Source organism: Acetivibrio cellulolyticus CD2 (genome assembly GCF_000179595.2).
Taxonomy (GTDB): domain Bacteria; phylum Bacillota; class Clostridia; order Acetivibrionales; family Acetivibrionaceae; genus Acetivibrio; species Acetivibrio cellulolyticus.
Genome location: NZ_JH556657.1, coordinates 633,304 through 656,592, shown reverse-complemented (window position 1 = coordinate 656,592; position 23,289 = coordinate 633,304). Strand labels below are relative to the sequence as shown.

Sequence of the window (23,289 nt, the reverse complement as noted above, 5' to 3'; positions counted from 1 at the left end):
TAAATGGGTTACTTCTTGTGATAACCCCTGTAATGGCAAGCCTTGCGGTCGTGTAACCTTCACATCTCCTGCCATGGATAAACGCATGTATCCAGGTGTGATTAGAGGCTCTGACGAATGGATTTCTGACTACAAAATTAGGACTGTAGTAGAAAAAAACATTCAATACCTTAAGGAGCCTATGGCCTGTGGTAATCTTAAAACAAGAGACAACCTAACTATTAAAGCAGATTTATATCTCGCAGGTATCACACAACTAATTACTGTAATACTTGCAGATAAAATTCATGAGCACAAGTATATACGTAGTTTAAAACCTTTAATCGCTTGATTTACTAACTTACTCTTGAAACTTATGTCTTATACATAAGCTTATTTGTGCTGTAATTTCATCAACAAGGTTCTGGTTTTTCAGTCAAATCACTAACATATATCCCTCTTAAGTTATCAAAGTCCATTTTACATCTCTTCTAACTTTTTACATCTGATTTTTTAAGTCATTTTGCAAATGCCTATATTTATTTTATTTATAAAATTTAAATAATATTTTGTCTCATTGTAACTTGAATTTTGACTTCTAAATTAACAGTTAGTTCAAACAATACCTATTTTACTATTATATAATTCGAAGGAAAATATTTTTTTGTCACGTTTTTTTATTTTTTTCATATTTTTTATCTAATAGAAGGACATCATTGTTTGACTCAGCATTTATAGGAATGTATAATTTAAATATAACTAACAAAGTATTTATATTTCTATAACAAGGAGAATATAAATGAATTCAGTAAAAGAATACAAATGCCCCAGCTGTAATGCACCCCTGGAATTTTATCCACCTACTCAGAATTGGAAATGCCACTACTGTTCAAGCGAGTTTAATTTAGAACAGTTAGATAGCATACGCAAGGAAGAAGCATCTGATGAGGATATGGCTGAATTAAATTCATACAAATGTGACAGTTGCGGTGCTGAATTGATTGCAGATGATACTACTTCAGCTACCTTTTGTCTGTATTGCAAAAGCCCTACCATTATAAAAACAAGATTTTCCGGCCGTTTTAAGCCAAAGAGCGTAATTCCATTCAAGTTGGTAAAAGAACAAGCCAGAGATATCTACAAAAAGTGGATTAACAAAAAACTATTTGCTCCTGATGAGTTTAAACAAAAAGAAGAAATCGATAAGCTTACAGGTATTTACGCACCTTTCTGGCTTTTTGACTGCAAAGCTAATGGCATGATTAGCGGAGAAGCAACAAGAGTCAACACATGGCGTCAGGGAGATTATATGTACACCAATACAAAGTTTTTCTACGTTTCTCGAAGCGGCAACGCCCATTATGATAAAATTCCCGTTGATGCTTCCAAGAAGCTGGATGATAAGTTTATGTATATGGTGGAGCCCTTCGATTATAATGATATGACAGACTTTTCCATGAAATACATGTCAGGTTTCATGGCAGAACGATATGATGTTGAAACAGATGAAGCCAAAGTTTCTATGCAAAAAAGGGCTGAAGAATATATAGAGGAACGGCTTAAAAGTACAGTAAACGGATATTCATCTTTTAGTGTTAGAGATAAACAGGTAAATTTATCTGAAGTTGATGCTTCGTATGCTATGCTGCCTATTTATCTCTTAATAAACAAATTCAAGGGCAAAGACCACATTTTCATAATAAACGGTCAGACAGGCAAAGTTGTTGGAGATACCCCTATCAGTCGTATAAAACAACTTATATTTGCCGGGGTTATATTCGCGGTAGCATTTATAATATGTGTGTTTGGAGGTGCTCTATTTGTATAAAAAGCTTAGCATTATATCACTGATTTTTATACTTGTCTCACTTTTAACAGGCATTGTAGCATATGCCTCCAACCCAAATAATGTAGTTGATAATTTAAATTATCTGTCAGAGAGCGAAGTTACAAAGCTTCAAGCCAGAATTGACACAATAAAGGAAACATACACCCTTGATACTGTCATAGTTATTACAGACAATACAGAAGGTAAGTCTTCAGAGGCGTACGCCGACGACTATTATGATTACAACGGGTATGGGCTAGATAGCGATTACTCAGGCTTATTAATGCTCATTAACATGCAAGACAAGAAAGTATGGATATCTACCGAAGGAAGAGCAATTGACATTTTTACAGACAGCAGAATTTCATATATGGTAAACCATGTAACTAGATCACTCTCAAATGCCAATTATTATGAAGCCTGCAACAAATTCATTGAAGATGTAAACAGCTACGCAAATTCAGGCGTTCCCAGCGGCCAGTATAGAGTTGAAACCGATGCTTCTTACTTAAGTAAGGTTTCTCGCTTGTTGAGATCTTGGCCAGTTTATATCATCGCATTGATAATATCTATAGTTGCTACTCTCATAGTATCCTACTCCAGTAAAGGAAAGGTCACAATTAACACCCGAACCTACGAAGAAAGTGGCTCCTTTGTTCTTTCTGAAAATGTCGATAACTATATAAGAGAATCTACTACACGAACAAAAATCGAGCGCAATTCAGGTGGCGGCGGCAGCAGTACTCATACCGGCAGCAGCGGAAGAAGTCATGGCGGTGGTGGCGGCAGCTTCTAATAATACGAAAGTTATCATTTTGAGCATTAAGTTTTCCTGATAAAGAAAAAAGATCAAGGTGCATTGTGCTCCTTGATCTTTTTTGCGATATTGAAAAAATACAAAAGGCTTATTGTGAAATAGATTTCATAAATTTGCTATTTTGTATTGGTCTAATTCTCACAGCTTTGTATCTTAAATATGCAACAATAAAGGCTAATGTAAAGGATGCCATAACAACAAAAAGAGAATAGAACATTATTTGCTGCTGAGACTTAAATATATACTTCATCACAAAACGATAAACTAATTTGTCACTTATATATGAGCACAGATATATATCTAAAGATAATACGGATATCGTACCTAGTAATCCGCTTAAGTGCCTATTTTCAATTTTAATGTCATAAAACATAAGGAAAAACAATACAGCCCCAGCCATAATAAATATTGAATCATAATCCCCTATTACAGCTACAAATGCTTTGTTCCAGGAATAAAATACAGTCAAGGCAGTTTCAAACAAAACTATCAAAGCAAGAGATATCATGGCAAGTTTTTTGTTTAATTTAACCTGATATTCCTTAATGTAAGCACCTATAAAATAATAAGTGATAGGATAAATCCTTGTCCACCAATCAGAGAACGAAAGCGCATTGAAAATTTCATTCTGTGTTGCCAAGGAATTAAAGAAGCTGGGCAACCCTGTCAAGAAAATCAGAATAACTAAAAATATCTTATACTCCTTTGCATCCTTCAAATTCTTGTGTATAAGGTTTAAAAATGGTGTTAAAAGAAAGAGACCTATATACATATTTATATACCAGGAATACTTATCTGCGCTAAACACCAGGATTTCTGCAATCCACTTTAAAATACTTTTATTTTCATTCAGAAACATTATCCTCATAAAAATTGACAATACAGAATAAAACAAATACACACCTAAAATTGGTATTATCTTCTTAAAATACTTTTTTTCAGGCTTCTTTTCCGTCTGTAAGTATCCCGTAAGCATTATAAACAAAGGTACACACATTGTAAAAAACCATCTTAACGCAACCTGCGCCATCATATTTTTGCCTGCTACAGGAACTTTGTAGAAATTTGTATGAAAAAAGAAATGTACGCCAACTACAAAAAAAATCGCAAAGGTCCTAATCAGGTCCAATCCTGTTTTCCGCTTCATATACATAAACCCCATCTCAAAATAATAATTTTAAGGAATAGCTGAAGTTATATTTGCATTCCTAAGTATAACATATCTAAAAAAAATAAAGAATCCGCTTATATTATATTTTCAGCATTCCTAAACAATTATCTTGAGTTCCCCCTTACATTTATTATATAATGTGGCAAGATGTATAATAAAGCTTTTTATAATAAGAAAAATGAATTTTCCAGTGTATATCTGTGCCTTTTGGGAGGTGTTGAATGTCTTTATTTAAAAGAGTGCTGATTTTTCTTTTTATATGCATTTTACTTGTACAGGTTGTATTCCCGCTATCAGTCCCAGATAGTATTGTATTTGATTACAGACTTAAATATAATGTTTTTAAAAATAATCCGGATAATATTGAAGCTGTACTAAAAAAAATAAAGTGGCAAATAAAAAAGCAGAATTTAAAGGAATATGTAATTATTCTAGGCGATTCTGTAGGCTTCAGTTCACCTTGTAATCCAGAAGAATCTATTGGATATCATTTAAATAATTTGGCTGAAAACAGTGGGTATAAGGTTAAATTTTTTAATCTATCCATTCCGTCTGAGTACCCCGGAGATACCTATACCATTATAAAAATGTTGGACAAGTATGGTATCTCAACTGAAAATTTAATCATAAATTTTAACTACTTTGAGTTTACAGCCGATGAATCAGGTACAGGAATTTTCTGGTTTAAGGACCAGTTAAACGATGTAGATAAGGATGCTTATAGTCATATATACAGTAAGTTTAATTGGAAAAAGCCTTTATTTAGCCAAACTAAAGGCAAGATAAAAAGGTTTTTAAATACAAATATATCTTTGCTTTTATATAAAGATTACATCAGAAAGTATTTCTCAAGTGTAACCTCTACTAATTATAAGGATTTGATCGGAGATCCAAGGCCATGGTATGAAAAAAAGGACTTGCATAAAAAAATAAAAACTTCTGATTACTCCTGGTATTTTTCAGACAAGCCTTTTGTCATGGATGAATCAAGAGCTCAGATATATTTTATAAATAAGATTATAGAGCATCAGGAAGGAAAAAATACACTGGTTTTTCTTGCGGCATATAATAGAGAACTACTAAAAGAAGAAACATCAAAATATGGCTATAATAATAATTTAGAAAAGCTAAAAGAGTACTTCAAATCCAAAGATGTTATATATGTTGATTATGATAAGAAAATAGATTATAACCTATACGCAGATTTTGTTCATCTGATACCTGAGGGTTATAAAGTCTTATCTGATGATTTATGGGAGAAAGTAAGAAATGACTTCTTCAAATAAGCTCATTTGTTTTACATATATTTTTTTAAGGGATGTGATTTTCTGTTATTTAATTCTATAGAGTTTTTGATTTTCTTCCCAATAGTAACGCTATTATTTTTTGTTCTTCCGCACAAATGGCGCTGGCCTTTGCTGCTTACAGCCAGTTGCATATTCTATATGGCATTTATCCCAAAGTATATATTGATTTTGGCAGTTACTATAATAGTAGACTACTTGGTTGGGATTTTTATCTGGAAAATGGAAGGAAACAAGAAGAGACTATTTCTTATTGTGAGTTTAATATGCAATATTGGCTTTCTCTTTGTTTTTAAATATTTCAATTTCTTTAACAGCAATCTGGCACGTTTGGCAGCATTCCTTAATTGGAACTATCCTATCAGCAATCTTTCCATTATTTTGCCTATAGGCTTGTCTTTTCACACCTTTCAGAGCATGAGCTATATAATTGAGGTATATAGAGGAAAATGCAAACCTGAAAGGCACTTTGGAATTTATGCCCTGTTTGTTATGTTTTACCCGCAGTTGGTTGCAGGCCCGATTGAAAGACCTCAAAACCTGCTGCACCACTTCCATGAAGAAAAGCACTTTGATTTTAGCAGATTTGTAGACGGATTAAGACTAATGTTGTGGGGATTGTTTAAGAAGGTCGTTATCGCAGACAATCTGGCACTTATAGTTGACAGTGTTTATAACAATCCATACAAATTTAAGGGTTCATCTTTAATAATTGCTACATACTTTTTTGCATTCCAGATTTACTGTGATTTTTCCGGCTATACAGATATAGCAAGAGGTGCTGCAAGAGTTATGGGCTTTGAACTCATGAAGAATTTCGACAGACCCTATTTTTCAAAATCAATCTCAGAATTCTGGAAGCGCTGGCATATATCACTCTCAAGCTGGTTTAAAGACTACGTTTATATATCACTTGGCGGCAACAGAGTTGGAAAATTCAAATGGTACCGTAATCTTATGATTACATTTTTATTAAGCGGATTATGGCATGGTGCCAGCTGGACATATGTTATCTGGGGCGGCATCAACGGATTTTATCTTGTTTTTGCCATATGGACTTCCAAGCTGCGTGACAAATTTTACGAGGTTACCAGGCTTGAAAAATTGCCACTACTCAAAAAGTTTATAAAAGTGGTAATTACCTTTAACCTCATATCGTTTTCCTGGATTTTCTTTAGAGCTAATAGGCTAAAGGATGCTTTATATATTATTAAAAATCTCTTCAACGGGGTACGGTTATTCCCTAAATTCGGATATATGGAATACAAGTTTGATTTTTACCTTGGAATAATTCTAATAAGCTTTCTGATTATTATTGAGCTTTTACAACGCACAACAAAAATCGGCACTATGTTGGAGAAGAAGCCGGCTATTGTTCGTTGGTCCGTCTATGCAGCCGGTATAGTCTTTATTTTGCTTTTGGGCGTGTCCAATTCATCACAGTTTATTTATTTTCAGTTTTAAACACAATGCGTGCTTATTTTATTCTTCTAAATGAAAATTACTGATTACTTTGCTAAATTCAATAGACATATCCTTAAGCTCAGATGCTGACTGGGCAAAGTTTTCTTGGGTAGCAACCTGATGTTCTATTGTCCCCTGCGCCTGTTTAGAATTATCTAGCAGCTCTGTTGCTATATTGGCAACCGAACTGCTGGTTTCGTTAATTTTGCCGATATTGTATTTTGCTGCATCTAGTCTCTTGTTTATAGATAATATCTGATTATTAACAGTCTGGTTTGCAAGTACAATTTCATTAAACGCTTTTGTCTCTTCATTGATAATTGAAGCAGTTGATTTAATTTCTTCTACACTCTTCTCAATACCCAATTTCATATTATTAATTAACTGTTTTATATTTTCAATAACATTTTTAATCTCACCTGAAGATTGATTCGATTGCTCTGCGAGAGTTTTTACTTGACCTGCAACAACAGCAAATCCTCTCCCCGCTTCACCTGCTCTCGCTGCTTCTATAGATGCATTTAGCGCTAATAAGTTAGTTTGGGTAGAAATACCATTTATAAATTTAGTGATATTACTGATTTTTATTGAATATTCATAAAGCTCATTGGCAGTTAGACTTATACTATCTATAAGTCCTTGAACCAATATAGTTTGAGAAATTACTTTTTTTAGTTTCGATTCACCATCTATCGCTTTACTTAGGGCAGTATCAGCACTACTAATAACCAATTCTGTCTCATCATAAATGTTTTTAATTGATTCATTTATATCTGTAATTGAAATCAATGTATGTTTTATTAAATCTGCTTCCTCATCAGCAGACTTAGCAACCGTGTCAAAAGCAGCAACAAGCTGTTGTCCTGCTACAGAGTTCTCATGAATAAAATTGTCCAAAGAAGCTAATGTTGTATGCATATGATTTCCGTTAGCAGAAATAAGCTTTACCATTTTAAATAAATTCTGCTGCATTATATTTACCGAACTGGCAAGTTTCCCAATTTCATCTTTACTATTGACTTCACATTGTTTGGTAGATAACTTTCCATCTGCAATTTTCTCACTTACATTTATTAGCTTGTTTAAGGAATTTATTATATTTCTTGTTGTAAAGAATGTTAAGAACAAACATATTAATACCACTACAATTATTATTGTATAGGATATTTTTTGAGTAAGGTTATTTGCAGCACCTATCTGTTTGATTAAAATCTGGCTGTATTTTAACTCATTGGTTGAAAGTTCTATAGAGCTTTCCCTCATATAATCACCAATTTTAGACGCATTGTTATACTCATCTGTAGCCCTTGCATCATACTCACCGGCCATCTTCACGAGATTATCTGCTACCTCTATAAATTTGTTCATTTGAACAAAGAGAGCCTTTCTTGAAGCAGCTACCTCCTTATTCGTGCTACTTCCAACTTCTTTTTGCAGAATACTCATATTATTTTTATATTCTTTGTACCCTTCAAGCTTCTCTGTATTTTTACAATCTATGATTATTTCTCTCAACGTCTGACGAATATCCATAGTACTTACCATAATACTATTTTCTTTAACCAGTGTATTTATTATATCTTCATATTTAGAAATTGTAGACCTATAATAGGAGTTGTTTATCATATTTACTGTTACAAGAGCAAAGATTAAAAAAACAAGAACCGCGATTATTTTATACTTGATGCTTCTAAATTGAAAATTGCGCGATATGCTAATTGATTTTTTAAGAATTTTCTTTAAATTAAAGGTTTTGTTCATAAATAAATCCCTCTCTCTCAAATCCATGGTCATTAAAGATCAGTTTTTATCGCAATGACAATAAAGAATTGCAAATGCTATATCCACTACATGATATAATGGAAATTACCATTCATTAATAGAAACAAACAACAAGTATAATATGATATATTCAAATCAAATTTTTATGTCTGTATTTATTTTCGGTAAATTTTGTATTGTACTTAACAGTCATTTATATATTTATGCAAATTTTTATAATTAATTGGTGAATCTTGCCGATATTAATAAAAATAAACTAAGAGGAGATGATTTTTTGAAAAAACTTGTTAATCGTATTTCTTTGTTTTTGTTTACACTTGTTTTTCTATTTGCTTGTTCTGGTTGTGTTACTTCCGTCCAACCTACAGATGCAAATTCGGGATCAGATTCTGACAGCACTGATACTTCTAAAAGTGAAATTTCTATAGGTTTGTCTCTTCCAACTCAAAAAGAGGAACGTTGGGTAAAGGATAGAATTACAATGGAAGCAGAAGCAAAAGCTCTTGGAGTTGATCTAAAAGTTCAAGTATCTGAAGATGATGCTGTAAAACAGGACTCACAATGTGACTATTTGATTTCCCAGGGCATTGATATACTTATTTTGGCACCAAGTGATGCTAAAAGCTCTGCTTCAATAGTAGACAAGGCGCATAAAGCTGGAATAAAAGTTATTTCTTACGATAGACTTGTAATGGGAACTGATGTGGATGTTTATCTTTCCTTTGACAATGTAAAAGTTGGTGAACTTCAAGGAGAATATATAACAAAACTGGTACCAAAGGGAAACTATGTAGTTCTTGCAGGGTCGCCATCTGATAACAATGCAACCTTGTTCAAAAAGGGAGCCATGAAGTACATACAACCTCTTGCTGATAAAGGCGATATAAAAATTGTATTGGAAGATGCAATAACTGATTGGCAGCCAAGTGAAGCTATGAAGAAGATGCAAACTGCATTGTCAGCTAATGGTAATAAGATTGATGCTGTACTGGCACCAAATGACGGAACTGCCGGGGGCTGTATTCAAGCTTTGGCTGAACAAAAGCTTGATGGAAAAATTCCTATTACAGGTCAAGATTCCGAATTGCAAGCTGCACAAAGAATTGTGCAAGGAACACAAACCATGACTATATTTAAAGATACAAGAGAATTAGGTAAGGAAGCTATCAAGATAGCGAAAAAAATACTGAATGGAGAAGATCTTGGAGCAACCCAAACAGTAAACAACGAAAAAATAGATGTTCCATCAATACTTCTTACTCCAGTAGTAGTTGATAAAAATAATATTGATGATGTTCTAATTAATAGCGGATATCTCAAGAAAGACGATGTCTACAAGAAGTAATTAAAAGTCTGACTTTTAGAGCAATTGGCTATTACAATTAAAGTTGCTATTTTATAGTCCAAGAAATTCCACTCAAAAAGGAAACTCTTCAAGTGGAACTTCTTGGACTTTTTACATATATCATAGAATAATACAAGCGTCAACCCGCATGTCTTTCATAAGTACACATGCTTTCAAAAATCATTTTCATTTGGATATGTCAAATAAGCTTCTCTTAAAGAATCCAAGATTTCCATTATTTTAAGGGTATCATAAAAGGTTTGCTTATCGCTCTGCGTCTTATTTTGAAGGATACACTCCATAACTTCTATTGCCTCGTAATTCTTCCCGTTTGACTCATAAGGCACACTAATAATTTCTTCAGTTTTACCGTTTTTCATTAATATAAGTTTTGCCGGAAAATAAAAGTTAGGAACCACAATTCGCCCTTTAGTACCGTATATTACAAAATCTATAGGTGCTGAATATGTACATGCTGAAGAAAGCAACGCTGTTTCACCTTTATCAAATTTCAAAAGGTAGTGCGATTCTTGATCCACACTAGTTTTTCCAATATTTAAGGTACCGGTTATTTCCACCGGGTATCTTTCAAGAATCATACAGGCAAATGTTATGGGATAAATCCCCAGATCCAAAAGAGACCCTCCTGCTAAATTAATATTATACAGTCTGTGTTTGGGGTCAAAAGGAACATCGATACAAAAATCTCCTTTTAGTGTTTTTATTTCTCCTATAACACCAGCTTTTATAACGCTTATTAATTTGGCAAGTGCAGGTGAAAATCTTGTCCACATAGCCTCCATCAAAAACAGCTTTTTTGATTTTGCTATTTCAATAAGCCTTGACGCCTGCTTTGCATTTAATGTAAACGCCTTTTCACAAAGTACATGCTTATTATTATTAAGGCACAGCATAGTATTTTCGTAGTGAAAATTGTGAGTTGTCGCCACATATACTACATCGATTTCTTCATTTCTTACAAACTCTTCATAATCATCATAATAATAAGCCAAATTAAAATCCTCTGCAAATTGTTTCGCTTTACCCGATTTTGAAGCTGCTGCTATTAAATTGGCACCCTCAACAGCTTTTAACGCATCTGCAAATTCCCTTGCTATACCACCGCAGCCCATAATTCCCCAGTTTATATTTTTAGTCATTCTTATCCCTCACATTTGGGTTATTTCCTTTTAATTTTATCATATTGGTTAGGAACTTTTTAAAATTTCATAAATCTCTCCCAATAAAACAGATTCTTTCTTTTTAGCAGCAATTATTGAGTCAACCATTTCACTAATGTTCCTAACCACTTCTTGAGGATCAATATTTCCCGAAGCATCAGATGCTATTGACTCAAACTCATACGCCTTTAAACGGATTTTATTTACCTGCTCAGCAAAAGCAACGTATTCATTATACAGAGTTACAATTCTACCTTCTAATCCAAACTTTGATATAATATATTCAAACCTCTTTGCAAGTACTTTTTTATGTTCAGCCAACAAATGAATTGCACGATAATCAACGGTAACCTTTCCATAAATAGCTTCTTTCAAATGCTTCGCAAGTTCATCATATACATCCATCCCGTAATGTACTTTTTCCTCGTTTTGAGCCCAGGCATAAATAACAGATCCATCGCCAACACAATTAATATAATTGCCCAGTTTATTCAAAAACCTTTCCATACTAAACGGATATGGCTGCTTAAAGCCTTTATGATAAAACAAGTGTACTGCAACCTCACGCGCCCATGGTGCTGCCTCTGCATAATACTGTTTTCCGTTTTCATAAGCTCTTTTAAAATCTTCATAGCTATAATGAATATTATTAAATATTCCCGATTCATCAAAGCCTACAGTTTTGAGCTTCCTCTCCAGATTATCATATCCATATACCAACACCTCATGTATATAATGAATTTTCTGATATTTTTGTTTTCCTGGGAGGTAGAATTCATCTACAGCAATATTCACATAATATTTTTTATCAAGCCTTTGAGTAATAAAGTTTATTATGTCTTTTTCATTTTCAATAATATCCGCTCCAAGTGATACTTCCCCTAAAACTGTAGAATAGTTAGCCCACAACTCAAGATAGTCCAGTGAAATAAGCCCGTTTCTGTTTGTAGAGGAATAAATATTTACATAGTTTTCAAAAAACCATGAGTGGAGTCCTGGATCTGAAAGCAATACACATAAAGGCAGCGACCGATACAAATATATCGTAACGTCCCTTTGCATTTCAATTTGGAGTTCCTTGACCTCCTCCGTATAAATCTCATAAAAATCTGGAATTTCTCTTAATTCCTCTACCTTAACTACTTTAGCTTCATGTGAACTCTCTGAAACTTGTTTATCCTTTTGGTTTTTTGACTTACTAATATTCTTTAATACATTCTCAATGGTTTTATATTTAAATATGTCCTGAACTGCCAGATCAATATTATGTTTTTTAGCTTCCGTTATAACTTTCAGCGCTTTCATTGAATCTCCGCCGGCATTTAAAAACTCATCATTTATACCGATTCTTTCTACCTGAAGAACATCCTCCCATATCTTTGCCAAAATAATCTCTTCACTCGTTCCAGGTGCTACATATTCAGCGCCGGTATTAATTTTCCCATCCGGCTCCGGCAATGATTTTTTATCAATTTTACCATTTGATGTTACCGGCATATTTTCAACCTGGATAAAGTATGCAGGTATCATATAATCCGGCAGCTCATTTGAAAGATGTTCCCTCAATTCAGCTACTGTAAGCTCTCGTTCTGCGGTAAAATACGCACATAAGTATCTATTTCCCCTTTTATCTTCTTTATCGCTTACAGCTGCTTCTTTCACTGATGCATGCTTTAATAGTTGAGTCTCAATTTCACCGATCTCAATTCTGTATCCCCTTATCTTCACCTGCTGATCTATTCTTCCCAAGAACTCTATATTACCATCAGGCAGCCACCTTACAAGGTCGCCGGTTTTATACAGTCTTTCTTTCGGATTAAACGGACATGTGATAAACTTCTCATGTGTCAGCTCTTCTCTATTCAAATATCCCCTTGCCAAGCCATCACCGCATATGCATAATTCTCCCGGGACGCCTTGTGGAACAAGATTATTATTCTCACCCAAAACATATATTTTGTTATTTGCTATCGGTTTGCCAATAACACTGGATTTCTCAGCTGTCAATCCAACTAATGATGTTGTTGTTATTGTGTTTTCAGTTGGTCCATATTCATTGATCAGTGTAGTGTGAGGCAGAACACTATTGCTTAAATTCAATAATTCTCTGTCTGATTTTTCTCCTGCCAGTATCACTGATTTTAATGAAGCCAAATCTTCTTTATCTGCACCCTCTAAAATTGATCTCAGCATTGCCGGCACAACACTCATATTTGTAACTTTGTGTTCTTTTATAATAGCTCTTATGCTACTGTAATCATAACGAACTTCAGCAGCGGGAAGTACAAGACATCCTCCACAAAGTAAACTGCTGTATAAATTGGCACCAAAGCCGTCAAAAGATACCGAAATAAGCTGTAGTATCTTATCCTTTGGTCCAATTTCATACCTTCTGATTCTCCACTCAATAAAATTAATCAAACTTCTATGTTCAACCATTACCCCTTTAGGATTTCCAGTAGAGCCAGACGTATATATTATATAAGCAAGATTCCTTGATGAATTTACGCATGGGAGATTTTCAACGTCTTCATCATCCCAAAGTAGGTTTTTGATGTCTATTATCTCACCTTCAAATCCAAGTTCCTCACCTGGGTCTATTGTCGTGAGCAATATTTTTGAGCCACTATCGTTTAGCATATATCTGATTCTGTCATCTGGATAGTCCGGATCAATAGGCAAATATGCTCCTCCCGACTTCAATACTGCCATTATGCTTATAATCATTTCAATAGAAGGCTGGGCCATTAAAGCTACAATACTGTCAGGCTTTACTCCTTTTTCTCTCAATACTTTTGCAAGTAAATTAGCTTTATTGTTTAGTTCATTGTATGTAATCTGATCCTCGTTAAATATAACTGCCGTATTATCCTTAAACTTCCGAACTTGCTCTTCAAACAACTCATGAATAGTTTTGTCGTTTGAATAGCTGCTTTTCGTTTCATTAAACTCAAATATCAGCTGCCTCTTTTCATCTTCTGACAGCATTTCAATTTCTGACAGCTTTGTATTAGGATTCTTTGTTAACTCCTTTAATAAATTGATAAAATGCTTAGCCATTCCCTCTATAGTCTGCTTTGTGAAGAGCTTTGTACAGTACTCCAGCCTGAAATACATCCTGTCCTTACCTTCAGCTGAAGTCAGTGAAAGATCATATTTAGACACCTTATTTTCTGTCCTGTATGGTTCTATCGAAAGACCTTCAAGCTCTATAACTTCACTTCCGGCATTCTGTGGTATCAGCATTACGTCAAACAGAGGATTTCTGCTGGTATCCCTCTTGATATCAAGCTTTTCAATCAGTTCTTCAAACTGGTAATCTTGATTTTCATAGGCACCTAACGCATTTTCCTTAACTTCGTAAAGGAATTCTTTAAATGTCTTCTCTGCTTTTGGTCTGTTTCTCATTGCAAGAGTATTGACAAACATACCTACCATGCTTTCGAGATCTGCATGAGGTCTTCCGGCTATTGGCGATCCGACAATTATGTCATCTTGACCTGTGTATTTCATCAAAAACACATTGAATGCTGCCAGCATTACCATGTATATAGTTGCTCCGGTTTCCCCTGCTATTTTATCTATACTCTTCTTTAATTCAATGTCTGTATCAAATTCCAAACTATCTCCTTCAAAACTTTGTAATACCGGCCTTATAAAGTCAGTATGGAGATTTAGAACCGGAATTTCTTCCTTGAAGGTTTCCTTCCAGAACTCTTCCTGTTTCTTTATTACACCTTCCTCAAACAACCTTTTCTGCCATAGAGTGTAGTCACGATACTGGATTCTCAATTGTGGGAGCTCTTTTCCCCTGTAAAGCTCAGCGAACTCCCTGGTTATAACATTCAAGGATACACCGTCAGATATTATATGATGCATATCGTACAACATAATATGTTTGTCTTCCTTCACCTTAACAAGTGCAACCCTGAAAAGAGGGGCTTTTCTTAAGTCAAATGGCTTTAACAACCCACTAATTATTTCTTTAGCACCCTCTTCATAAGCTTCATAGTACTCTACATGGAACTCAACATTTTGATGGATTTTTTGTACCGGTTCACCGTCTATTATGTCAAAGGAAGTCCTCAGTGTCTCATGCCTTTCAATTAATTTAACAAATGCACTTTCAAACTGTTCTCTATCCATTTTCCCTTTAAATACAACTGTCCCCGGCAAGTTATAGGCGATAGAGTCCTCATCCAACTGATTAAGAATAAACTGCCTCCTCTGCGCAGATGATAAAGGATAGTATTCTCTCTTAGCAGAAAGCTCAATAGAGGTATATATACTTTCCTCAGCCTCTTTTATATACTCTGCCAGACCTTTTACAGTAGGTCTTCCAAACACTGCTTTAAGCGGTATTTCTACACTCATTTCCTTATGGATCTTCGATACCAATATCGTTGCCTTTAGTGAATGTCCTCCAAGCTCAAAGAAGTTGTCGTTTATCCCAATTTTGTTTTTGCCAAGGACTTCCGACCAAATTGCTATAAGCCTTTCCTGTATCTCATTAGTAGGTGCTTCATATTCCGTTCCCACAAATGTACCATCCCATGGCTCGGGAAGTGCTTTTCTATCAAGCTTCCCATTTGATGTAAGAGGGAGTTTATCAAGCTGTACAAAACATGTTGGTATCATATATTCTGGTAGTTCTCTCGACAAATGCTCTCTTAAGCTGCTCACATTAATCTCTTCTCTCAAAACCATATATGCGCAAAGATATTTATCGCCAGAGTTATCCGTCCTATCAATTACAACAGCTTCTTTTACTGATGGATGTTTCATTAAAAGGGCTTCTATCTCTCCCAATTCAATTCTAAATCCTCTTATCTTGACCTGATGGTCCAATCTCCCCAAATACTCAATATTCCCATCAGGCAGCCATCTTGCAAGATCTCCCGTGCAGTAAATCCTTTCACCTTCAGCCCATGGGTTTGGTAAAAACTTCTCCGCTGATAATTCAGGCTTATTTAGATATCCCCTTGCGACCCCATCTCCCGATATCAGAAGTTCTCCAGGAATACCTACAGGCTGTAGATTTTTGTTCTTATCTGCAATGTAAAGTTTAATATTATCAATAGGCTTGCCTATAGGAACCATTTCCAAATCTTCATCCAAAGAGCAGTCAAAGTAAGATACATCCACGGTAGCTTCAGTTGGTCCATAAAGATTATGCAGCTTTGTATGATACTTTTTATAAAGCTTTTTGTTAAACATTTTTACCTGCTGCAGAGTCAAAGCTTCTCCACTTGCAAATACCTGCCTCAATGTTGACAAATTATCAATTCGCCTGTCATCTAAATAATGCAGAAATGTACTTAGCATTGATGGAACAAAATGAATTGTTGTAACCTTATGCTTTTCTATAGCATCTATTATATCTTTGGGATCTTTTTCCCCGCCTGCTTTGAGCAAACATACCTTTGCACCTGTTAATGACCACCAAAACAGTTCCCACAGTGAAACATCAAAAGTATAGGGGGTTTTCTGCAATATTACATCTTCTTCACTTAATTTGTATTGTTTCTGCATCCAGTTTAATCTGTTTATGAGGGAATAGTGTTCAATCATAACTCCTTTTGGCTTTCCTGTCGAACCGGATGTATATATGACATATGCAAGATTCTCAGGTCTATTAACGCAACCCGGATTTTTACTCTCTCCACTATACAGCGTATCATTATTAAGATCTATTATTTCCACTTCACCTTTAATACCTTTGCTGACACCACCCTGAGTAAGTAAAATAGCCGCCCCGCTGTCATCAATCATATATTGTATTCTATCATCCGGATAATCAGGATCTATTGGCAAGTATGCTCCTCCTGCCTTTAATATTCCCATTATACCAATCATCATCTCAAAAGAGCGTTTTACCATAATGCCCACTATGCCATCAGGTTTTACTCCCTTTTCTCTCAATACCCTAGCAAGTTGATTTGACTTTTCATTTAGCTCCCTGTAAGTCAGCTGATTGTCCTCAAAAACAACCGCAACATTATCAGGTGTCCTCAAAACCTGCTCTTCAAACAGTTGGTGAATTGTCTTGTCTTTTGGAAACTCTGATTTTGTATCATTAAATTCAAGTATTATTTTTTTCTTTTCTTCATCAGTTAATATATCCAACTCAGACATCTTTGTTTCTGGGTTTTTCAACACTTCTTCAAGTACTTTTTCAAAACGCGTTCCCAACTCTTTGATAGTCTCTTTTTTAAACAGTTTTGAAGCATACTCAATACTAAAATATATAGATTCCGATCCTTCCATTACATTTAATGAAAGGTCAAATTTTGATATCCCATTATTCATAACATATGGACTAAGTTTCAAATCTTCCAGTTCTATCTCACTGCTTCCCATATTTTGAAGTACCAACATAACATCAAAAATCGGATTTCTGCTCATATCCCTTTTTATTTCAAGCTTTTCCACAAGATCCTCAAAGGGGTAATCCTGATTTTCGTAGGCTCTTAGTGCATTTTCCTTCACTTCACACAGAAAATCCCTGAATGTTTTATTTCCACATGGATGATTTCTCATAGCAAGGGTATTAACAAACATCCCAATCATGTCTTTTAGGTCCGCATTATGCCTTCCTGCAATCGGTGAACCCACTACAATATCTTCCTGTCCTGTATATCTCATTAAAAGCGTATTAAAAGCTGCCAATAGTATCATGTAAGAAGTAGTTCCTGTTTCACGGGCAAGAGTATTCATACGCTCCTTTATTTCCCTGCCTGTTTCAAAACTCAGGCTATCACCTTCAAAGGATTGTACTGCAGGCCTTACATAGTCAAGTGGCAGGTTTAATAACGGTACATCTTCTTTAAATACCCTCATCCAATACTCTTCCTGTTTCTTGAGTATACCGTTTTCAAAAAGCTTGCCCTGCCATACACAATAGTCTTTGTATTGTATTCTCAATTGAGGAAGCTGCTTGCCATTATAAATTTCAGAGAACTCTCTTATTATCACATTCATAGATACACCATCGGATATTATGTGATGCATGCTATAAACCATTATATTCCTGTCTTCTTTTACTTTCACAATTGATACGTTAAGAAGAGGTGCTTTTTTTAAGTCAAATGGCCTTATAAGCTTTTGAATTGTTTTAAGGGCCTTCTCTTCTTCATCTTCAAAACATTCGATATAGAATTCAAAATCCTCACAAATTTTCTGTACCGGTTCATCATCAACTATTTCAAAGGACGTTCTTAATATTTCATGACGGGCAATAAGCTTCTTAAAAGCATCCTCAAACCTTGCTGTATCCAGCTTTCCTTCAAGCATTACTGTACCAACTATATTATATGCTGTACTGTCGGCTTCCAACTGATTAAGTATATACATCCTCTTTTGCGCTGATGACAACGGATAGTATTCCATGTCGCCGCTCCTGGCAATGGACATATAGTTACTCATTTCAGCTTCCATTATGTGCTCTGCCAAAGTTTTTACAGTTGGGATTTCAAACAAATCCATCAATAGTATCTCTACATTCATCTCTTTATGGATTGTTGACAGGAGTAATGTAGCATTTAATGAATGACCGCCAATCTCAAAGAAGTCATCGTTAATATCTACTTCTTCTAAACCTAGAACATTCCCCATTATATTTGCAATTTTCTTCTCCAAATCAGTGTAATTACCCGATCCACCCTTTAAAACCACATCCTGTTTCTTCGGCTCAGGGCTTATTTTAGCAGCTTTTTGCGGGATTATTTCTTCCTCTCGTGCCTCATTAGTACGATGCAAATACATAGAATCCTTATTACCTAATACTACATTGTTGTTTAATTGTCCAATTATGATCCTTGATACATCTTTATTCAATATAGTATCAAAAGCTTCTATCGCTTCAGCTGTCTTAAGCAACTTGAATATTCCCTCATCTTTTACTTCATGATCTGCAGCCATACCTGCATCTTTCCAACCTGTCCAGTTAACAGCCACAGTTCTCCTGTTCTTCTTCCCTCTATATGCCTGGTAAGAATCAAGATAAGAGTTTGCAGCAGTATAATCCCCCTGCCCAGGTGCACCTACAATAGACGCTAATGATGAAAACATGATAAAGAAATCCATCTCGTCATCCCTTGTCAGGTTATCCAAAACCCATGTTCCATTTACTTTAGGCAATAATACTTCCCTGAATTTCTTAAAATCCTTGTTAATTATAAATCCGTCTCCTACCACTCCTGCAGCATGTATAATTCCATTTATTTTGCCATACTTATCACGTAATTCCTTTAATATATGTCTCATCTGATTTTCATCTGAAACATCTGCACTCATGCAATTAACTTCAGATCCCGATTTTTCAATTTCAATTATTGATTTCAGTTTACTTGAAAGTTTTTTATTGTCTCCGTTTTCAATAATAGAGTTCCATTCGCATCTTTCAGGGAATTCTGACCTATTTATAAGTGCCAGGTTTACTCTAGCTTTCGAGGCTATATATTTACAAACTTCAATTCCAATTCCGCCTGTTCCACCTGTAATAATATAGACGCCATCTTCCTTGAAATCCAATTTTTTATCATCAAATTTTAAAATATTTACTTTATTAATCATTTCCACATATCGTTTACCATTACGATAAGCAATACAAGAAGTGTTGCTTGCTGCGCTGATTTCCTCAATTACATTATCGATATCAGTAGACCTGTCAATATCTATAGAACGGCAGGCAAGGACGGGATATTCCTTACTCACAGTTTTGCCCAACCCTAATAAAGTAGCATTTTCAGCATCAATGATTTCTTCATTTCCTGTTATATTATTAGCATTTTCCGATATTAGCACTATATCAAACTTTTTATCACTATTTTTTACAGCTGCCTTTACTATATTAAAAAGGCTATATACTCCTCTTTTTTGGCTTTCTTCCAATTCTTCAACAGTGTTTATGCTACATTTGTTTGAAAGTGTCATCAAATGCAGCAATTGAATGCTTTCATCAGCTTTTATGTCAGATAAAATCTTTAAATAATCGTCCTCATCTCCACCGATAATATATCTGCTTTTATCAACTTCCCTGTAGCCTTCACCAAGTTCAACCGTTATGACCTCTCTGCCACATTCTCTTAACCTGCCTGCAATTTGATTTCCTTTCCCAACCTGATCCATAAAAATCAGGACAGTTCTAAAATCTTTCTTCGCGGTATTCTCTGGTAGCTCTTCATTTTCCCAACGTACTTCATAAAATTTTTCTTTACCATCAGCAACATTCTTTGGTTCAATAGCTATTTCCTTTTCCGGTACATCAATCCAACATCTTATCCTCTCAAAGGGATAAGTAGGCAGAGAAATTCTATTATGCTTTTCTCCCCTATAAAACTCATTCCAGATTATATTTCCGCCCTTTGCATACAATCTGCATATTTCACTTAATAAGCCTTTGTCTTCTTTGCCTTCCCTGACAAATCGTTTCACAATAGGTTCTACTTGCTGGCATATTTGTTCGTCTGCATTTTTAATTTCACCATAGAATATTGCCTCATCATTGATATCCATAAGGTTAGAATCAATAAGACTTTGGAGTTTATTTCTTAAGTCGTCATTATCCATTGCTACAATTGCCAGCCTGTAGTTAAAGTGCCATCTGCCCGTATTTGCTGTATAGCAAATATCATCAAGCACAAGGTTTGGATCACACTCAACAAATCTGTAATATTGTTTTATTAAATTCTGAAGGGAGTTTTTGCTTTTTGCAGATAATGTTAATATATTGCACCTGTTACTCTGCAATTTTTTACTTATTTTTATGCCTGGTGCTTCCTCAAGAACCACATGACAGTTTGTACCGCTCAGTCCAAAAGAGCTTACACCACAGCGCCTTAGTCCATTTGACTCCCACTTCTGCAGTTTATCATTTACATATACTGGGGAATCCGCAAAATCTATCTTACTGTTTGGTTTGCTAAAATGTAGTGAAGCAGGTATTTCCCCATGTTTAAGTGACAGGATTACCTTTATCAGACCTGCTATTCCTGCCGCATTATCCAAATGGCCTATATTTGTTTTTACCGATCCGATGGGACAAAAATGCTTTTTATCGGTATATCTTGCAAAAGCACCCTGCAAACCTTCTATTTCTATAGGATCACCAAGTTTTGTGCCTGTTCCGTGAGTCTCTATATATGATATCGTTTGGGGATCGACTCCGGAATTTTTCCATGCCTTAACAATAACCTCTTCCTGAGCTTCAGGATTAGGTGCAGTAATTCCTACAGAAGTTCCATCCTGATTAATGGCACTTCCTTTGATTACTGCATATATATTATCATTATCTTCCAACGCCTTTGCCAAAGGTTTCAAAACTACTGACGCAACTCCTTCACCCCAGCCTGTCCCATCAGAACTGTCGTCAAAAGCTCTTGTCCTTCCATCGGAAGATTCAATACCTATACCGCCGCTAACCTTCATAGGTGAAAAAATTATTTTTACTCCGCCGGCTATTGCCAAATCGCATTCTCTGTTTCTTAGGCCCTGACATGCCATATGCAATGCTACAAGAGATGATGAACATGCGGTATCGAGCAATACACTCGGTCCCCTTAAATCCAAAATATAAGCTATTCTGCTTGCTATAATTGGAGCTAAATTACTGGAAATAACTGAGGCCGCAAATTGAGGTTCAAATGCCTTTACCAAATTGTAATAGTGTATCTCACCACCAAAACCCACATACACTCCGGTATTGGTACCTGCTATTTTTTCTCCGCCGTACCCGGAATCTTCAATAGCTTTCCATGCATTCTCCAAAAACAGTCTCTGATTTGGGTCCATTAGACTCGCTTCTTTTGGTGATAATCCAAAAAAGTTATAATCAAATTTATCAATCTCATCTAAATAAGCTATTTCCTTAAATTCCGCACCAACTAAATTCATATATGGAAGAAGCCTTTGCAAATCCTTCTTCCTGCCTTCAGGAATCTCTCTTACACAGTCAACACCCTTTCTCAAATTCTCCCAAAACTCCTTAACATCTTCTGCCATCGGTAGTTTTGCAGCCATTCCAATGATAGCTATATCTTTTATTGTATTTTCTACAGTACGCAATTTAATGCCGGTTTCTTTTGTTGTATTAACATCGTAATCCACTAATTTTTTCACATTTATACCCCCAAATAACTCTTATATCAAATTACGTCTTTTAAACTTTTTGATTCATTAAACGGCTCAAATGTTGTTTTCATTTTTTTAGGTCCGCTAAAAGGATTTGCATTTTGAATAACATCTGTTATTTCCATAACATGAAGCGCATGGTCCATATCCAAAAGACACCTTCTGTTATTTTTAATTGAGTCGGCAAGTTCTGCAACTCCTCTTCCCCAATCAACATCCCCGGCGGAAGCTTCCGTATCGCTTTTATACTTAAAATCTTCAGGCTTATCAAAATCGTATTCTTCCGGTTCTGTCAAATATACACCTGAATTCTTCCTTTGCTTTGAATAGGATTTTATGCGATGCTGAATATAGACCTTTTGCCGAAAATTCCAAAACAAATCTTTTGTTGAAATAACGCCATCCTCACCTACTATAGTGAGTGAATGGTTGCGTGGAGCTACCGAACCTAATGTAATCCTTCCTACCACTCCAGACTTAAACTCTAGAATTATCTCTGCATAATCAGGACCAATCTTTGCAGAATCATCTTTTATTTTATCCGGAACCAGACATTTGGTATATGCCTGAACCTGACTAACCGGCCCAAAGAGATAGGTCAACAAGCTCAGGCAATACCCTGAATGTTCCATTATACAGCCCATCTCAAACTCATTTTTGTACGGCCACATTGTACCTGTCTTGCTTATCCATGTCCAATACCTCATATTGTGTACTGCCCCATCATCAAGATTCGCATATACCAGAGCAACTTTTCCTATCTCCTCATCGGCAAGTGCTTTCGAAATGCCCATTGCATATTCACTCAAAATGTTGCTCGGAGAAGAGGCTATATAAAGCTTTTGCTGCCTTGCCAAATTAACCAGCTTGGAAGCTTCTTCGAAATTCAATCCCATGGGTTTTTCCGTATATACATATTTATTAGCCAGCAAAGCAGCTTTTGACACATCATAGTGGCTATTCGGATTTGTACAGTTTAAAACAATATCAATTGTATTATCATTCAAAAGATCTTTTAGTGTATTATACCGCTTGATATTGTAATACTCCGTAAACCTTTCAGCCCGCTCTTTATTTATATCCGTAGCACCTACTACTTCTAGTTGTGGATGATTTGGCATGGTAGATAAATAATAGTTTGCAATATATCCGCACCCGACTACTCCGATTTTCATCTAAATCAACCCTTTCTAATATTTAAAATTAAATTATTAAGGGATAACGAAAAAGCAACATCCTATTCTCATATTTTGAAAACATTATCAAATCAAGTTTTTCGTTATCCATA

At 35.2% G+C, this 23,289-nt stretch carries 10 protein-coding genes and 1 pseudogene; 6 read left to right on the top strand and 5 right to left on the bottom strand.

Annotation, left to right across the window (positions count from 1 at the left end; genetic code table 11):
• From ACECE_RS27645 to ACECE_RS0214650, 3 genes and pseudogenes are all read left to right on the top strand, one after another.
• A pseudogene (locus tag ACECE_RS27645) lies at positions 1-331 on the top strand (ISNCY family transposase); the annotation flags it as partial.
• A 447-nt stretch (positions 332-778) separates the two neighbouring features.
• The gene (locus tag ACECE_RS0214655; RefSeq protein WP_010248542.1) at positions 779-1,807 is read left to right on the top strand and encodes a hypothetical protein; all 1,029 of its coding nucleotides are present in this window, start codon (positions 779-781) and stop codon (positions 1,805-1,807) included.
• Entirely contained in the window at positions 1,791-2,603 is an 813-nt protein-coding gene (locus tag ACECE_RS0214650; protein ID WP_235715955.1) for a TPM domain-containing protein, read from the top strand. The genes ACECE_RS0214655 and ACECE_RS0214650 overlap by 17 nt, the downstream gene beginning before the upstream one ends.
• A gap of 109 nt (positions 2,604-2,712) precedes the next feature.
• Here ACECE_RS0214650 and ACECE_RS0214645 read toward each other — a convergent pair whose 3' ends face one another.
• Entirely contained in the window at positions 2,713-3,771 is a 1,059-nt protein-coding gene (locus tag ACECE_RS0214645; protein ID WP_010248538.1) for an acyltransferase, read from the bottom strand.
• A gap of 245 nt (positions 3,772-4,016) precedes the next feature.
• On the opposite strand from ACECE_RS0214645, the gene ACECE_RS0214640 reads away from it, so the two are divergent.
• Positions 4,017-5,081 carry a hypothetical protein gene (locus tag ACECE_RS0214640; RefSeq protein ID WP_010248536.1) on the top strand — a complete coding sequence of 355 codons (1,065 nt, stop codon included), beginning with the start codon at positions 4,017-4,019 and terminating at the stop codon, positions 5,079-5,081.
• Between the two features lie 189 nt (positions 5,082-5,270).
• Positions 5,271-6,563: an MBOAT family O-acyltransferase gene (locus tag ACECE_RS0214635; protein ID WP_456049021.1), complete on the top strand. Its 1,293-nt coding sequence runs from the start codon at positions 5,271-5,273 to the stop codon at positions 6,561-6,563.
• An 18-nt stretch (positions 6,564-6,581) separates the two neighbouring features.
• Here ACECE_RS0214635 and ACECE_RS0214630 read toward each other — a convergent pair whose 3' ends face one another.
• Positions 6,582-8,324 (bottom strand): methyl-accepting chemotaxis protein, encoded by a 1,743-nt coding sequence (locus ACECE_RS0214630; protein WP_010248532.1) that lies wholly within the window; start codon positions 8,322-8,324, stop codon positions 6,582-6,584.
• Positions 8,325-8,619: 295 nt separating this feature from the next.
• On the opposite strand from ACECE_RS0214630, the gene ACECE_RS0214625 reads away from it, so the two are divergent.
• A complete protein-coding gene (locus ACECE_RS0214625; RefSeq protein WP_010248530.1) occupies positions 8,620-9,690 on the top strand; it encodes a sugar ABC transporter substrate-binding protein in 1,071 nt (356 codons plus the stop codon).
• A 173-nt stretch (positions 9,691-9,863) separates the two neighbouring features.
• On the opposite strand, the gene ACECE_RS0214620 is transcribed toward ACECE_RS0214625, so the two are convergent.
• Genes ACECE_RS0214620 through ACECE_RS0214610 form a run of 3 tightly spaced genes read right to left on the bottom strand, consistent with a single transcriptional unit; the run spans position 9,864 to position 23,176 of the window.
• Positions 9,864-10,850, bottom strand: coding sequence for a Gfo/Idh/MocA family protein (locus ACECE_RS0214620; RefSeq protein ID WP_010248528.1), 987 nt, complete (start codon positions 10,848-10,850; stop codon positions 9,864-9,866).
• A 48-nt stretch (positions 10,851-10,898) separates the two neighbouring features.
• Positions 10,899-21,989: a non-ribosomal peptide synthetase gene (locus tag ACECE_RS27640; protein ID WP_010248526.1), complete on the bottom strand. Its 11,091-nt coding sequence runs from the start codon at positions 21,987-21,989 to the stop codon at positions 10,899-10,901.
• A 26-nt stretch (positions 21,990-22,015) separates the two neighbouring features.
• A complete protein-coding gene (locus tag ACECE_RS0214610; protein WP_010248524.1) occupies positions 22,016-23,176 on the bottom strand; it encodes a Gfo/Idh/MocA family protein in 1,161 nt (386 codons plus the stop codon).
• Positions 23,177-23,289 lie beyond the last annotated feature (113 nt).

Excerpts from the sequence above, each read along its gene's own strand:
- ACECE_RS0214645 (WP_010248538.1), bottom strand. The coding sequence starts at position 3,771 with ATGAAGCGGAAAACAGGATTGGACCTGATTAGGACCTTTGCGATTTTT.
- ACECE_RS0214620 (WP_010248528.1), bottom strand. The coding sequence starts at position 10,850 with ATGACTAAAAATATAAACTGGGGAATTATGGGCTGCGGTGGTATAGCA.
- ACECE_RS0214610 (WP_010248524.1), bottom strand. The coding sequence starts at position 23,176 with ATGAAAATCGGAGTAGTCGGGTGCGGATATATTGCAAACTATTATTTA.
- ACECE_RS0214630 (WP_010248532.1), bottom strand. The coding sequence starts at position 8,324 with ATGAACAAAACCTTTAATTTAAAGAAAATTCTTAAAAAATCAATTAGC.
- ACECE_RS0214640 (WP_010248536.1), top strand. The coding sequence starts at position 4,017 with ATGTCTTTATTTAAAAGAGTGCTGATTTTTCTTTTTATATGCATTTTA.
- ACECE_RS0214655 (WP_010248542.1), top strand. The coding sequence starts at position 779 with ATGAATTCAGTAAAAGAATACAAATGCCCCAGCTGTAATGCACCCCTG.